Origin of the sequence: Variovorax sp. J2L1-78 (assembly GCF_030317205.1) — a bacterium.
Taxonomy (GTDB): Bacteria; Pseudomonadota; Gammaproteobacteria; order Burkholderiales; family Burkholderiaceae_C; genus Variovorax; species Variovorax arabinosiphilus.
Genome location: NZ_JASZYB010000002.1, coordinates 498,855 through 513,227, shown reverse-complemented (window position 1 = coordinate 513,227; position 14,373 = coordinate 498,855). Strand labels below are relative to the sequence as shown.

Annotated in this window: 13 protein-coding genes; 4 read left to right on the top strand and 9 right to left on the bottom strand. The window is 70.9% G+C overall.

Annotated features, from left to right (window positions below):
* Nucleotides 1-23 precede the first annotated feature (23 nt).
* Nucleotides 24-743: an outer membrane lipoprotein gene (locus QTH86_RS16320; RefSeq protein ID WP_286647246.1), complete on the top strand. Its 720-nt coding sequence runs from the start codon at nucleotides 24-26 to the stop codon at nucleotides 741-743.
* A gap of 4 nt (nucleotides 744-747) precedes the next feature.
* On the opposite strand, the gene QTH86_RS16315 is transcribed toward QTH86_RS16320, so the two are convergent.
* Nucleotides 748-1,725 carry a LysR family transcriptional regulator gene (locus QTH86_RS16315; protein WP_286647245.1) on the bottom strand — a complete coding sequence of 326 codons (978 nt, stop codon included), beginning with the start codon at nucleotides 1,723-1,725 and terminating at the stop codon, nucleotides 748-750.
* 122 nt (nucleotides 1,726-1,847) lie between these two features.
* On the opposite strand from QTH86_RS16315, the gene QTH86_RS16310 reads away from it, so the two are divergent.
* A complete protein-coding gene (locus tag QTH86_RS16310) occupies nucleotides 1,848-2,702 on the top strand; it encodes an oxidoreductase (RefSeq protein WP_286647244.1) in 855 nt (284 codons plus the stop codon).
* Here QTH86_RS16310 and QTH86_RS16305 read toward each other — a convergent pair.
* A complete protein-coding gene (locus QTH86_RS16305) occupies nucleotides 2,687-3,604 on the bottom strand; it encodes a LysR family transcriptional regulator (protein WP_286647243.1) in 918 nt (305 codons plus the stop codon). The two genes, QTH86_RS16310 and QTH86_RS16305, sit on opposite strands and share 16 nt — an antisense overlap.
* A gap of 113 nt (nucleotides 3,605-3,717) precedes the next feature.
* Between QTH86_RS16305 and QTH86_RS16300 the strand changes: the two genes are divergently transcribed.
* Both QTH86_RS16300 and QTH86_RS16295 read left to right on the top strand, forming a co-directional pair.
* A complete protein-coding gene (locus tag QTH86_RS16300; protein ID WP_286647242.1) occupies nucleotides 3,718-5,250 on the top strand; it encodes an MFS transporter in 1,533 nt (510 codons plus the stop codon).
* 118 nt (nucleotides 5,251-5,368) lie between these two features.
* On the top strand, nucleotides 5,369-6,292 hold the full coding sequence (locus QTH86_RS16295) for a zinc ribbon domain-containing protein (protein ID WP_286647241.1): 924 nt from the start codon (nucleotides 5,369-5,371) through the stop codon (nucleotides 6,290-6,292).
* Between the two features lie 32 nt (nucleotides 6,293-6,324).
* Here the strand turns inward: QTH86_RS16295 and QTH86_RS16290 are convergent, their stop codons facing one another.
* From QTH86_RS16290 to QTH86_RS16260, 7 genes are read right to left on the bottom strand one after another with little or no spacing between them, the layout of a single operon-like run.
* Entirely contained in the window at nucleotides 6,325-7,308 is a 984-nt protein-coding gene (locus QTH86_RS16290; protein ID WP_286647240.1) for an oligopeptide/dipeptide ABC transporter ATP-binding protein, read from the bottom strand.
* Nucleotides 7,305-8,351 carry an ABC transporter ATP-binding protein gene (locus QTH86_RS16285; RefSeq protein WP_286647685.1) on the bottom strand — a complete coding sequence of 349 codons (1,047 nt, stop codon included), beginning with the start codon at nucleotides 8,349-8,351 and terminating at the stop codon, nucleotides 7,305-7,307. The genes QTH86_RS16290 and QTH86_RS16285 overlap by 4 nt, the downstream gene beginning before the upstream one ends.
* 2 nt (nucleotides 8,352-8,353) lie before the next feature.
* Nucleotides 8,354-9,256, bottom strand: coding sequence for an ABC transporter permease (locus QTH86_RS16280; RefSeq protein ID WP_286647239.1), 903 nt, complete (start codon nucleotides 9,254-9,256; stop codon nucleotides 8,354-8,356).
* A 37-nt stretch (nucleotides 9,257-9,293) separates the two neighbouring features.
* Entirely contained in the window at nucleotides 9,294-10,241 is a 948-nt protein-coding gene (locus QTH86_RS16275) for an ABC transporter permease (RefSeq protein ID WP_286647684.1), read from the bottom strand.
* A 15-nt stretch (nucleotides 10,242-10,256) separates the two neighbouring features.
* Nucleotides 10,257-11,909: an ABC transporter substrate-binding protein gene (locus QTH86_RS16270; protein WP_286647238.1), complete on the bottom strand. Its 1,653-nt coding sequence runs from the start codon at nucleotides 11,907-11,909 to the stop codon at nucleotides 10,257-10,259.
* Nucleotides 11,910-11,955: 46 nt separating this feature from the next.
* Nucleotides 11,956-13,545, bottom strand: coding sequence for a gamma-glutamyltransferase family protein (locus tag QTH86_RS16265; RefSeq protein ID WP_286647237.1), 1,590 nt, complete (start codon nucleotides 13,543-13,545; stop codon nucleotides 11,956-11,958).
* A 49-nt stretch (nucleotides 13,546-13,594) separates the two neighbouring features.
* On the bottom strand, nucleotides 13,595-14,272 hold the full coding sequence (locus QTH86_RS16260) for a GntR family transcriptional regulator (RefSeq protein ID WP_286647236.1): 678 nt from the start codon (nucleotides 14,270-14,272) through the stop codon (nucleotides 13,595-13,597).
* Between the last annotated feature and the right edge of the window lie 101 nt (nucleotides 14,273-14,373).

Genomic DNA, 14,373 nt, shown 5'->3' with positions numbered 1-14,373 from the left:
AGTTTCGAGCGAAGGACATGACCATGGAAAGCCCGATGACGAACGGCGCCGACCCCCTGCAACGCACACCCGCACACCGCGGCGCGACCTCGCCCAAGGTGCTGTGGGGCACCATCGGCGCACTGGCCGCCGTGGTCGCCGCACTGGGCGGCACCATGCTCTACCAGCACAGCGCCAGCGATGGCGGCGCGCCCAGCGCGATCGCAACGCCGCAATCGCTCCATGGCCCGGAAGACGGCGACCGGCCCTCGGCCGCCCTGCCGGCGCCAGTGCGTGCCCCGGACAACGCGGGCACTGTCAGCCGCACAGCGCCGCCCCCGACCACCCCCTCGACCGCCGGCATGAACCCGTCACCGGGCAGTGGTGCCGTCGCTGCGATGCCGGCTCCCCAACGGGCGCCGGTCTGCGCGACCTGCGGCCGCGTCGAGTCCGTACGCACCGTTCAACACGCGGCCCCGCCCACGGGCGTCGGCGCGGTGGCGGGGGGTGTACTGGGTGGCGTGCTCGGCAACCAGATCGGCCATGGCGGCGGGCGCACCGCGGCCACGGTGATCGGCGCCGTCGGCGGTGGCTATGCCGGCCACACGATCGAGAAACGCACGCGCACCGAGACCCGCTACCAGGTCAGCGTGCGCATGGACGATGGCCGGCTGCGCACGGTCGAAACGCGCACCGCGCCGCCCATCGGCAAGCCGGTGACCCTGCAGGGTGACGTGCTGCGTCCCGCCGACGGTCGCGTCTGAGCGTCTAGCCTGAGCTGGCCCGGCGCGCGGTGCGCTTGCGTGTCGGCATCGGCTTCAACTCGTGCGGCTGCAGCACGAACTCGCTGTTGTCCGACAGCATCTCGACCGCGAGATCGATGAAGGCGCGCACGCGCAGCGGCTGCGCCACCCGGCTGCCGTAGTAGACGTAGAGGCCGAGGTGGTCCGTCACATGCGGCGTCAATAACGGCACCAGTTGGCCGTTGCGCAGGAAGGGGGCTGCCGTTGATCCGATCAACTGGCCGATCACCTGGCCCGCCGTCACTGCGCGAAGCTCGAGGTCGACATCGTTGGTGCACAGCGCGGGCGCGATGTCGCGCCCGACGACCTGCTCGCCGACCTTGAACTCCCAGGGCATCAGCTTGCCGCTGGTCGGGTGCCGGAAGCAGCTGCAGCGGTGGCGTGTCAGGTCGTCGATGGTCGCGGGCGCGCCGAAGCGTTCGATGTATGACGGTGCAGCACACACCACCAATTGCACCGGCATCAGCCGCCGCGCGATCAGGCCGTCCTGCGGCGCCGGGCCGGAGCGGAAGCCGACGTCGACCCGCTCCTCCACCCAGTTGGCGATGCGGTCGTCGAGCTGCACATCGGGCTCGATCTGCGGGTGCTGCGCGCAGAAGGCCTCCAGCACCGGCCACAGGATCTGCAGCATGGTCGCACGCGGGGCCACGATGCGCAGCGGCCCGGCGATCTCTTCCCGGCTGCGGCTGGCGCCGCGCAGCGCACGCTGCAGCGCCGCCAGCCCCGGCTGCGCCGCCTGCAGGAATTGCTGGCCTTCCTCCGTCAGGCTGAGGCGCCGCGTGGTGCGGTGGAACAGCCGCACACCCAGATGGGATTCGAGCTGCGCGAGCGCCTGGCTGGCGGCCTGCGGCGTGATCGCCTGCGCGGCGGCGGCCTGCCGAAGGCTGCCCAGCTCCGCCGCCTGGATGAAGGTGGTGATCGCGCGGAGTTCGTTGAAGGCCATGGCCGGATTATCACGATTGTCTTGCGGATGAAGCGAGCGAATGTGGGCTATTCCGATGCAGATGCAAAACCTACATTTCCCTCACCGCAACCCTTCATCACCCTGATTTCAAAGGAACCGACATGACTGCAACGAACGAATTCAAGCGCGTCTGGATGATCACCGGCGCCTCCCGCGGCCTCGGCGCCCGCATGGCCGAAGCCGCACTCGCCCACGGCGACGCGGTGGTGGCGACAGCCCGCAACGCCGCCGACGTGGCCAAGCGTTTCGGCGACCATCCCGCGCTGCTGGGTGTGTCGCTCGACGTGACCGACGAGGCGCAGGCCGCGCGTGCCGTCGAGGCGGCCATCGCCCGCTTCGGCCGCATCGACGTGCTGGTCAACAACGCCGGCTTCGGCCTGCTCGGCGCGGTGGAAGAAGCCACGGCCGAGGAGGTGCGCAAGCTCTACGAGACCAACGTGTTCGGCCTCTTGAACGTGACGCGCGCCGTGCTGCCATCGATGCGAGCGCGCCGCAGCGGCCATGTCCTCAACCTCTCGTCGCTGGGCGGCCACCAGTCCGGACCCGGCTTCGGGCTGTACTGCTCGACCAAGTTCGCGGTCGAAGGCATCAACCAGGCGCTGCACCAGGAACTCGCCCCGCTGGGCATCCATGTGACGGCGGTCGAGCCGGGCTACTTCCGCACCGAGTTCCTCGAAGGCAACTCGCTGACCGTCTCGCCGACGCTCATCGCCGACTACGAAGGCACGTCGGGCCAGGTGCGCATCGCCGCGCGGAACATCAGCCTCAACCAGCCGGGCGACCCGGTCAAGCTGGCGCAGGCGGTGATCCGGCTGGTCGAGTCGCCGAAGCCGCCGATGCGCCTGCCGCTGGGCACCGACACGCTGCAGGTGATCCGCGACCACATCGATGAGCTGCAGCGCGAAACCGCGGAATGGGCCGAGGTGGCAGCGTCGACCGACTACGCCGCAGCCTGATGCGGCGCTTGCGCCGGGAGCTCGCCCTGGTTGAACATCCGTTCGCTCGCGAAATCGACGAAGGCGCGCACCTTGGGCGACAGCTGGCGGCTCGACGGCCAGAGCGCGGAGAACTGGCCCTGGCGCACCAGGTGCGCGGCCAGCACGCGCTGCAGTTCGCCGCGGCACAGCGCATCGCGCGCGAGAAAGTCGGGCATGTAGGCGACACCGAGGCCCGCCACCGCGGCGCCGAGCATGGCTTCCATGTTGTTCGAGAGCAGGCCCGGCGGCAACTGCGTCGGCAGGCCGGGCAGGTCCCAATCCTCGATCCTGCCCCCGGTCACGAACTTGTAGCGCAGACAGGCATGGCGTGCCAGGTCGGCCGGCACCTGCGGCACGCCGTGGCGCGCCAGGTAGGCCGGCGAGGCCACCAGCACGAAGTCGAAAGGCCCCAGCCGCCGGGCCACCAGCCGCGAGTCCGCCAGGTCGCCACTGCGGATCGCGACGTCCACGTTCTCGGCGATCACGTCGACCAGGCGGTCGTTGAAGTCGAGGTCGAGTTCGATCTCGGGGAAGCGCGCCTTGAAGTCCGGCAGCACCGGCAGCAGGAAGCGGTAGCCGATGGTCGGCAGGCTCACGCGCAGGCGGCCGCGCGGCGTGGCCACCGCGTCTTGCATCATGGTGCGCGCATCGTCGAGCTCGTCGAGGATGCGGCGGCAGCGCTCATGGAACATCGCGCCTTCCGCCGTGAGCCGCACCTGGCGGGTGGTGCGGTGGAACAGGCGCAGGCCGAGTTGCGCCTCGAGCCGCGCGACGTTCTTGCCCACCGCCGACGCCGAGATGCCCAGGTGCCGACCGGCGGCGGCAAAGCTCAGCAGGTCGGCTGCCCGCACGAAGGATTCGAGCCCGCTGAAACTGTCCATGGTGATTGGCAACCTGGGGTTGGGAGTGCGAGGAGTCTGGCCGCCATTTTCATTCCATTGAATCCTTTTTATCTTCTGCTCCTCCATCCCCTTCCCGTGTGAAAGCCATCGCGATGTCCTCCTCCGTCTCCAAGAACTGGCTGCTGGCCGCCGTGTGCCTGGCGGCGCTGGGCATGCCGCTGAGCTTCACCGGGCCCGCCGTGGTGCTGCCCGCGATCCGCGACGCGCTAGGCGGCAGCCCGGTGCAGCTCAACTGGATCACCAACGCCTTCATGCTGAGCTTCGGCGCCACGCTGCTGGCGGCCGGCGCGCTTGCCGACGCCTGGGGACGCAAGCGCGTCTTCCTGCTCGGACTGGTCGTGGTGGCACTGAGCTGCGCGATGCTGGTGGGGGCGCCGGGCATCGTGACGTTCGACGCGGTGCGCGCGCTGCAGGGGCTGGGGTCGGCCGCCGCATTTGCCGCCGGCACCGCCGCGCTGGCCCAGGTGTTCGACGGCGCGGCGCGCACGCGGGCCTTCAGCCTGATCGGCACCTCGTTCGGCGTGGGGCTGTCGTGCGGCGCGATGCTGTCGGGCTGGCTGGCCCAGACCTTCGGCTGGCAGGCCGTGATGCTGAGCCCCGGCGCGGTGTGCCTGCTGGCGCTGGGCATCGCTGCGCCGGCCATGCGCGAATCGCGCAACCCGCAGGCGCAGGGGCTCGATCTGCCCGGCGCGCTGAGCTTCACCGCGGCGCTGAGCCTGCTCACGCTGGGCGTGCTGCAGGCGCCCGACAGCGGCTGGGGCAGCCCGTGGGTGATCGCTGCGCTGGCCGGTGCGGCGCTCATGGGCGCGGCCTTCATCGCCATCGAGCGCCGCGCCGCGCATCCGATGCTCGACCTGTCGCTGTTCCGCTTCCCGCGTTTCGTCGGCGTGCAGTTGCTGGCCGCCGCACCGGCCTATGGCTTCGTCGTGCTGCTGGTGCTGTTGCCGCTGCGCTTCGTCGGGCTCGAAGGGCGCAGTGCGCTGGAGGCGGGCGGCTTCATGTTCGCGCTGTCGGGGCCGATCCTGGTGGTGCCGACGCTGGCGGCCTGGCTCGCGCAGCGCTACCCGGCCGGCGCCCTGTCGGCGCTGGGCCTGCTGGTGTGCGCGGTGGGCCTGGTCTGGCTCAGCCGCTGCGCGCCCGGCACCCCCTTGCACGCCATGGTGTGGCCTCTGTTGCTGATCGGCGCGGGCATCGGCCTGCCCTGGGGCCTGATGGACGGCCTGGCGGTGAGCGTGGTGCCGCGCGAACGGGCCGGCATGGCCTCGGGCATCTTCAACACGGTGCGCGTGGCCGGCGAGGGCATCGCGCTGGCGCTGGTCGGTGCCGGGCTGACCGCGCTGGTGGCGCTGCAGCTTGCCCACCTGCCGGGGCACACGGTGCTGGCCGCCTCGCAGGCCGCGCAGCGCATGACGACCGGTGACCTGCCGCAGGCCCTGGCGCTGCTGCCAGGGCTGGGCCGCGAAGCGCTGCTGCACGCCTACGGTGCGGCCTTCGCGACGCTGCTGTGCGTGCTGGCGGCCGTCACCGTGCTGACCGCACTGGCGGTGTTCAGCTTCCTGCGGGGGGAGACGCAGCCGGTCGTCCCCGAGACCTCGGCGCTGGCATCGGAGCCGCGCGCCTGCTGAGCGCGCGCAATGGGCGCCCTGCCGGTGCGGCCGCGCGGCGCGCCGTGTGACATGTGGAAACCTGATCCCGGCGCCAACCGACAACCAAAGGCTTCACTTTCATGCACAGTGAAGCGCTATGTTCAATGCCAAGTCGTCGACGATCGCCTGCCCCGAATGCGGCCAACGCAACCGTGCCGAGGCTCGCTTCTGCGAGGCGTGCGCCGCCCGGCTCGGCGCCGAGCCGTCGATCGCGTCGGCGCGGGCTCCGACGCGCGCACCTCTGCCGCAGGCGACGGCCCCGGTGCCGCTCGCGGCATCGACGGCGGCAGGGGGCGACAGCCGCTTCGACGCGCCGCGCACCGTCCATTCCCGGCCCCTGCCGCTTCAGGCGCAGGCGACCAACAACAGTGGTTTCTGGTTCAAGTTCTGCATGGCCGGCCTGGCCGTGATGATCGGCTTCATCGCCTGGAGCCTCTACATCCTCACCGGCAGCAAGGCGCCGACGCAGTTGCCGGCGGGGCAGGTCAGTGCGGAGGTGCCGCCGGTCGCGGCATCGGCGGCACCCGCCGGCCCGAGCCCAGCGCCGAGCCCTCTGCCGGCGACCGTGGCGCCCGTAGCGCCATTGCCCACCACCGCGGCCGCAGCAGCCGACGCACCGCCCCGATCGGCCAGCCCGACAGCACGCGCGCCGCGGCCATCGTCGATCGTGCCGCCCGCGGCCCCACGCCCCGCCATCGACGCTGGCGAAAGGCCCACGCCTCAGCGCCAGGCCGCCGCCCGTGAACGCGTGCGGCCACCGCCTTCGGGGGTGCGTCCCGCCGATTTCGGCGGCTGGGTCGAACCCTCGCGCCCGCCCGCGATGACCTCGTCGCCCAACTACCAGGATGCCGGTCCGCCCATCGTGGCCGGCCCGGGTCCGCGCGAGCCGCTGCCCACGGCACCGCCAGCGCAGCCCGCCGGCAGCGTCGCCACCACGGGCCGGCAGGACCTGGGCCCGCCGGTCAGCGCCGGCCCCGGCCCGCGCTACGACTATTCGACGCCGGGCGCCGTGGGGCGTTAACGGCGACAGCGCCGAACCGCGGCGCGGAAGCGTCAGTCGTTCAGCGGGAACAGGCAGGCCACGGTGCGCGTGTCCGCGTCGGTCCGGCGTGTGAGCACCGGGTCTTCCAGACGACACGCCGCGCGGACGTCGGGGCAGCGCGACGCGAAGCGGCAGCCCTGCGGCAGGTCGATCGGGCTCGGGATCTCGCCGGCCAGCGACGCCTTCAGCGGCCGCTCGAAGCTCGGGAAGGCCTGCATCAGCGCCCGCGTGTACGGGTGCAGCGGCCGGGCCATCACCTCCGCCGTCGGGCCTTCTTCCACGATGCGGCCGAGGTACATCACGGCCACGCGCTGGCACAGGTAGCTCGCCACGCCCAGGTCGTGCGTGATGAAGACCAGCGTGAGCCCCATGTCGCGGCACAGGTCGCGCAGCAGGTTCAGCAATTGCGCCTGCACCGACACGTCGAGGCCCGCGACCGATTCGTCCGCGACGAGGGTCGTCGGCTCGCCGGCCAGCGCGCGCGCCACCGCCACGCGTCGTACCTGGCCGCCCGAGAGTTCGGCCGGGAAGCGGTCGGCCAGGGCCGCCGAAAGCCCGACGCGCTGCAGCAGCGCGGCCACGCGTGCCGCCTCGTCGGCCGGCGGGCAGATCTTGTAGAGCCGCAGCGGCTCGATCAGGATGTCGCGTACCCGCAGCCGTGGGTTCATGGAGCCGCGCGCGTTCTGGTAGATGAAGGCGACCTCGCGCGCGAAGCGCTGGCGGCCGGCCGCGTCGAGCGTGCCGAACTCGGCCTGCCGGTAGCGCAGGCGACCGTCGCTGGGCGGCTCCAGGCCGAGCATGAGGCGCACCAGCGTCGACTTGCCCGACCCGCTCTCGCCCACCAGCGCGACCGAGTCGCCGGCCGCGATGTCCAGCCGCACACCGTCGAGCGCCTTCAGGCGGCGCGGTGCACGCCGGCCGAACAGGCTCGTGCGCGGGCCATGCCCGACGGCGTACGACTTCTCCACGTCGTGCATTTCGAAGAGCAGGCTCATGCGGCGACTCCTTCGCTGGCGGCCGCGAGGAGGCGGTCGATCTCCCAGCAGGCCAGGCTGCGCCCCTCACGCTGAACCAGAGGCGGGCGCTCCGCCGCGCAACGGGGGCGGACGTGCGGGCAGCGGGTCGCGAAGCGGCAGCCCGCCGGCATGTCGGCCGCGCCCGGCACGGTGCCGGCCAGCGGTTCGAGCCGCACCGCGTCGAGTTCGACCACGCAGCGGCGCAGGCCCACGGTGTAGGGGTGCAGCGGGTGGCCGAGCACGGCGCGGGCGGGCCCGGTCTCGACGATCTGGCCGGCGTACATCACCGCGATGTCGTCGCACACCTGCGATGCCAGCGCCAGGTCGTGCAGCACGAAGATGGCGCTCGAGCCGAGCGCGCGCACCCGCGTGAGGATCAGCTCCATGATCTGCGCCTGGATGGTCACGTCCAGCGCGCTGGTCGGCTCGTCGGCGATCAGCAGCTCGGGGTTGCAGGCCAGCGCGATCGAGATCATCACGCGCTGCTGCATGCCGCCCGACAGCTGGTGCGGGTAGGCGGCCAGGCGCGTGCGCGCGTCGGGAATGCCGACGCTGTCGAGCAGTTCCACGGCACGTTCGATGGCCTGCCGGCGGTCGAGCCGCAGGTGGCGGCGCAGCGGCTCGCAGACCTGGTCGCCGATGGTGAAGCAGGGGTCGAGCGCCGCCGATGCGTCCTGGAAGACCAGGCCGATGCGGCGCCCGCGCAGCGTCTGAAAACGCTTCTCCGGCAGGCCGACCAGCTCTTCGCCGTCGAAGCGCATGCTGCCCTGCATCCGCACCTCGGGCGCCTGCAGCAGACCGATCAGCGCCATCGCGAGCGTCGACTTGCCGGCGCCTGATTCGCCCAGCAGGCCGAGCGTGCGGCCCGCACCCAGCGAGAGCGTCACGCGGTCGAGCACGGCGTTGCCGCCGCGTTCCAGCGTGAGGTCTTGCACCGCCAGCAGCGGCGGCCCGGCCAGCTCGGGCGCGGGGTGGCCGGCGTCGGCGGGCGCTGCGGCAGGAATGCCGTTGTCGACGTACATGCTCACCGGCCCTCCGATCGCGGCGCGAAGGCGTTGCGCAGCCCGTCGCCCATCAGCGTGAGGCCGACCAGCAGCACCGCCAGCGCGAGGCCGGGCCAGGTCGAGATCCACCAGGCCATCGTGATGAAGCCGCGGCCTTCCGCGATCATCAGGCCCCAGTCCGGCGTCGGCGGTACCACGCCCAGGCCGAAGAAGGACAGGCCCGACTCCAGCAGGATGGCCGTGCTGATGCGGATGCCCGCCTGCACCAGCAGCGAGGAGGTCACGTGCGGCAGCAGATGCCGTAGCACGATGCGCAGTTTGGGCACGCCCATCAGGCCGGCGGCCTCGACGAAGGGCAGCGACTTCACCTGCAGCACGTCGGAGCGCACGATGCGCGCGAACGGGCCGATGAAGGACACGGCCAGCGCGTACACCAGCTTGTCCACGCCCATGCCGAGCACGGCGATGAAGGCGATGGCCAGGATGATCTCGGGGAAGGCGAGGATCGCGTCGACCAGGCGCATCAGCGCCCATTCGATGCGCCCGCCGGCCAGGCCCGCGACAAGGCCGACGACCAGCCCGCCGGCCAGGCCGAGCGCCACCGAGCCGAAGCCGATGCCCAGCGCCAGCCGCGCGCCGTAGAGCAGGCGCGAATACAGGTCCTGCCCAAAGGAGTCGGTGCCCAGCCAGTGGTCGGCGCTCGGCGGCTGCAGCGCCACGGCGAAGTCCTGCACGGTCGGGTCGTGCGTGGCCAGCCACGGCGCGAACAGCGCCATCAGCGCGAAGAGGCCGACGATGCCGATGCCCACCAGCGCGGCGGGCTCGCGCCGGATCGGGTGCCACCAGCGCTGGCGCCAGCCGGCTGCGGGCGCCATGGCCTGCGGGGCCACCGCGGAAGAAGAAGGAGGAAGGACGACGCTCATGGGTACCCGTCGATGAAGAGCATGCGGCGCTCGGGCGTCATCGCCGGCGCAGCCGTGGATCGAGCCATTGGTAGGTCTGGTCGACCAGCAGGTTGACCAGCACGAAGAAGAGCGCGGTGAGCATGATCCCGGCCTGCACCACGCCGTATTCGCGGTTGAGCACGGCGGTGGTGATCATCATGCCCAGGCCGGGGATGGCGAACACCACCTCGGTCATGACGGCACCGCGCAGCAGCCCGCCCAGCTGCAGCCCGATCACCGTGACCAGCGGCATCAGCACGTTGCGCATCGCGTGCACGCCGACCACGCGCCACATCGGCTCGCCGCGTGCGCGCACCGCGCCGATGAAGGGTTGGGCCATCACGTCGATCAGGCTCGCGCGGGTGGTGATGGCGATGAGGCCGGCGTAGTACGCGCCCAGTGTGATGGCCGGCAGCGCCAGGTGGTGCATGCCGGCGGCGAAGTCTTCCCACGGGCGCACGAAGCCCATGGTCGGGAACCAGCCCATGCCCACGCCGAACACCCAGACCAGCACGATGCCCAGGTAGAAGCTCGGCACGGCCGAGCCGAGCACCGACAGCGACGAGACCAGCCAGTCGACCGGCCCGCCGCGGCGCAGCGCCGCGAGCATGCCGGCCGGCACGCCGATCAGCAGCGCCATCGCCAGGGCCAGCGCCGACAGCGTGAGCGTGATCGGCAGCGCCTCGTACACCGCCTGCTTGAAGATGTCGGCGTGGCTGATGTACGAGGTGCCCCAGTCGCCGCGCACGAAGCCACCGAGCCAGTTGAGGTACTGCTGCGGCCAGGGCAGGTCGAGCCCGAGTTCGCGCGTGAGCTTGGCGTGCGCCGCCGGCGAATACTCCGCGCCCAGCATCAGCGACACCGGGTCGCCCGGCGCCAGCTTGAGAAACCAGAAGGCGGCGATCGAGACCACCGCCAGCACCAGCAGTGTCTGCATCAAGCGGGAGAACAGCGCACGGGCCATCACGCGGTCGACCTCTTAAGCCTTCAGGCTGACCGTGTGCATGTTCATCAGGTTCACCGGCACGTACTTGAAGCCGTCCACGCGCTTGTTGAAGATCTTGTAGACCTTGGTGTGCGCGAGCACGGCCATCGGCGCGTCCTGCATCAGCATGATGTCCTCGGCCTGCTCGTAGAGCTTCTTGCGCGCGGCGACGTCGACGATCTGCGACGCCTGCAGGATCAGCGCGTCGAAGGCCGGGTTGGCGTAGCCCACGCGGTTCCACGGCATGCCGCTGAGCCACTCGGGGCGAATGGTCTCGTCCGGGTCCAGGTCGGCTTCCCAGGCGGCGTCATAGAAGTCGTAGTCGCCGGCGTTGGTGCGCTTGTTGAGCACGGCCGGGTCCATCAGCTCCAGCTTGGCCTTGATGCCGATCTTCGCCAGCATCGGGATGATGAGCTGCGCATTGCGGCTGCCGCTGCCGCCGTTGGAGGTGAAGGCCTCCGACGCCAGATACACCGGCGCCACCTCGCCCTGGTCCTTGGCCTTGGCGCGGTAGGCCTGCGCCTTCTTGAGGTCGAAGAACTGGCCGCGGCCCGACTTGGCGATGGCCGGGTCGTAGAAGTTCGACATCGGCGGCGAGACCATCGAATAGGCCGCGATCGCATCGCCGAAGTAGCCCTGCTTGACCAGCACGTCGCGGTCGATCGCGTAGGCCACGGCCAGGCGCAGGTTCGGGTCGTCGAACGGGGCGCGCTTGGTGTTCATGCCCAGGAAGGCGTAGTTGCCCTCGACCTCGCCGAAGACCTGCAGGTTCTTGTTCGCGCGCAGCTGCGACATGAACTGGAAGGGGCAGGCGTCGAGCGCATCGATCTGGCCCGAGATCAGCGCCGCCACGGCGGACGTCGGCTCCTTGATCAGCTGGATGTTGATCTTGTCGAGGTAGGGCAGGCCCTTCTCGAAGTAGTCGGGGTTGCGCTGCAGCTCGATCATCTCGTTCTCTCGCCACTGCACGAACTTGAACGGGCCGGTGCCCACCGGGTTGCGACCGAAGTCCTTGCCGAACTTCTCCACCGCGCGGCGCGAGACGATGGTGCCCGCGCGGCCGGTGGCGCCGTTCATGGCCACCGGGAAGAAGGCGAAGGGCTTGTTGTAGCGCACGCGGATCGTCAACGGATCGATGATGTCGATGCCTTCGAGCGAGGCCACCATCCAGGCGTGCGGCGAGCCGGTCTTGGGGTCCTTCACGCGCTCGATGCTCCACTTCACGGCGGCGGCGTCGCAGGCATCGCCGTCATGGAACTTGACGTCGGGGCGCAGCTTGAAGACGTGCGTCTTGTCGTCGGTCATCTCCCAGCTCGCGGCCAGGTCGGGCACGAAGGTGACCTTCTTGCCGTCGTACGCCACCTTGAGCAGGCCGTTGTAGATGTTGTTGTGGATCTTGATGGCGGCCAGCGAGCCGGTGAAGTGCGGGTCGAGCGTGTCAGGCGGCACCACCTGGCCCCACTTCAGCGTGCCGCCGCGCTTGGGCTCGGCGGCCGCTGCCACGTTCGGGCCGAGCAGCGCGGCACCGCCGGCTGCCGCCGTGGCCGCCGACAGGGCGCCGGCCTGCATCACGCGCAGAAAGTCGCGCCGGCCGAAATCGGTGGCAAGGCGTTCGGCGAGTTGGCGTTTGAAATCGGGCTGGTCCATCGAAAACTCCGTTGCGGTTGATGAGAAGAAGGGAAGGAGGAAGGGCTCAGTGGCCGAGCGCGCAGCCGTCCTTGCGCGGGTCGGAGGCGCCGTGCAGCACGCCCGTGTCCCAGTCGATCCAGATCGCCTGCGCGCCGCCGATGGGCATCTCGGGCTTCACGAGTTCGAAGCCGCGGCGCGTGAGTTCGTCGCGCGTGGCCGTCGGCAGCGTGCCTTCGACCTCGACCTGCGTGGTGCCCGGCACCGGGAACACGCGCGGCAGGTCGATGGCCGCCTGCGGGTCGAGCCCGAAGTCGAGCACCTTGGAGATGAAGTGCGCATGGCCCATCGCCTGGTACTGCCCGCCCATCACGCCGAAGGGCATGCGCACGCGGCCGTCCTGCACGACCATGCCGGGGATGATGGTGTGCATCGGCCGCTTGTGCGGGCCGATGGCGTTGGGGTGCGCCGCATCGAGCGAGAAGCTCTGGCCGCGGTTGTGCAGCAGCACGCCGCCCGGCGCGAGCTGGCCGCTGCCAAAGGGGTGGAAGATGGAGTTGATGAAGCTCGCGCAGTTGCGGTCGCGGTCGACCACGCTGATGTAGACCGTGTCCCGGTGCGCCGCCGGTTGCGGTGCCGGCACGTGCACCGCCGCGGTCCGTGGGTCGATGCGCGCGCGCAGTTCGTCGGCCAGGCCCGGCGACAGCAGCCAATCGGCGTCGACCGGCACGTGCTTCGGATCGGCCAGCCAGGCATCGCGCGCCGCATAGGCCAGGCGTGCCGCCTCGATCTCCCGATGCAGCCGGTCGGCCGACAGCGGGTCGCCCTCGGCCGCGAAACCCGAGAGGATGTTGAGCAGCAGCAGCGCGATCACACCCTGGCCGTTGGGCGGGCATTCGAGGATGTCCATGCTGCGAAAGCGCGTGCGGATCGGCTGCACGTACTCGCCGCGGTAGCGCGCGAAGTCTTCCGCCGTGTGCAGGCCGCCGCGCGACTGCAGGAACTCGACGATGCCGCGGCCGATCGCGCCTTTGTAGAACGCATCGCGCCCGCCGGCCGCGATGGCGCGCAATGTGGCGGCGAGTTCGGGGAAGCGGTGCACGGTGCCCTCGGCCGGTGCGTGGCCGTTCTGCAGGTACACGCGCGCGGCGTCGGCGTCATCGCGCAGCAGGGTGGCCTGCAACGCCCAGTCGCTGGCGCAGCGCGGCGCCACCGCGAAGCCTTCTTCGGCCAAGGCGATGGCCGGCTGCAGCAGCGCTGCGAGCGGCATCGTGCCGTGTTCGGCCGCCAGCGTGGCCCAGGCGTCGACCGCGCCGGGCACCGTCACCACATGGGGCGACTGGCGGGTCCATTCGGTCACGCCGCGGGCCTGTAGCGCAGCCGGCGTGGCCGCGGCCGGTGCCCAGCCGGAGCCGTTGAAGGCGACCACGTCGTCGCGGCCCTGGCGGGCGTACAGCGCGAAGCAGTCGCCGCCGATGCCGGTCGAGCCGGGTTCGACCACGCCCTGCACCGCGCAGGCCGCGATGGCCGCGTCCATGGCGTTGCCGCCGGCCTGCAAGATGTTGACCGCAGCGAGCGTGGCGCTGGGGTGCGAGGTGGCGGCCATGCCATTGCGGGCCATGACCACGGAGCGGCCGGGTCGTTCGAAGTTGCGCATGGGAGCGGTGTGAGGGCGAAAAAGGGGATGGAAAAAAGGTGCGGCTGGTCTATGCCTGGCGCGACACCGCCGCGGGCAACGGCACGCCGTCGGCCATCAGCTTCTCCAACGGCGGGATGGTGGAGACGATGTGCTCGCGCATCGCCTCCTCGACCTCGTCAGGGTCGCCGCGCCGCAGCGCGTGCAGCAGGGCGTGGTGGTCGTGCTCGGTGCTGTTGGGCTTGGCCGTGTGCTCCATCCACAGGCGCATGTGCGGCTCGACGAAGGAATGCAGCGCGGCGATCTGCGCGATCAGCCGGGGCCGCTGGCTCAGGCCGCAGAGATATTCGTGGAGGTTGCGGTGGTGCGTCACCCACTGCTGCACGTCGGCACCGTGGCGGTCCATGCGCTCGAGCAGGTTCTCGACGTCGCGCAGTTCCTGCGCGCCCAGATGGGGCAGTGCGACGCGCACCGCCTGGGCCTCCAGCACGGCGCGCATCTCGAACACCTCGCGCATCTCGGCCACGGTGATGCCGCGCACCGTCGCGCCGCGGTTCGGCCGGATCAGCAGCAGCCCTTCGGTCGCCAGGCGGCGGAAGGCCACGCGCACCGGCATGCGGCTGGCCGAGATGGCGACGGCGATGTCCTCGGCGATCAGCCGGTCACCGGCGCGGAACGCCCCATTGCGGATGCGCTGCAGCACGTAGTCGTAGGCCTCCTGCTCGGCGCTGGCCAGCAGGCGGTCCATCAGGCGTGCGCTCCGTCATCGTGACCGTCGCATTGCCTCGGCGAGGCGATCACGGCCCATTTGTAATATTGGATCCACGTATGCATGAAAGGCCCCGTAAG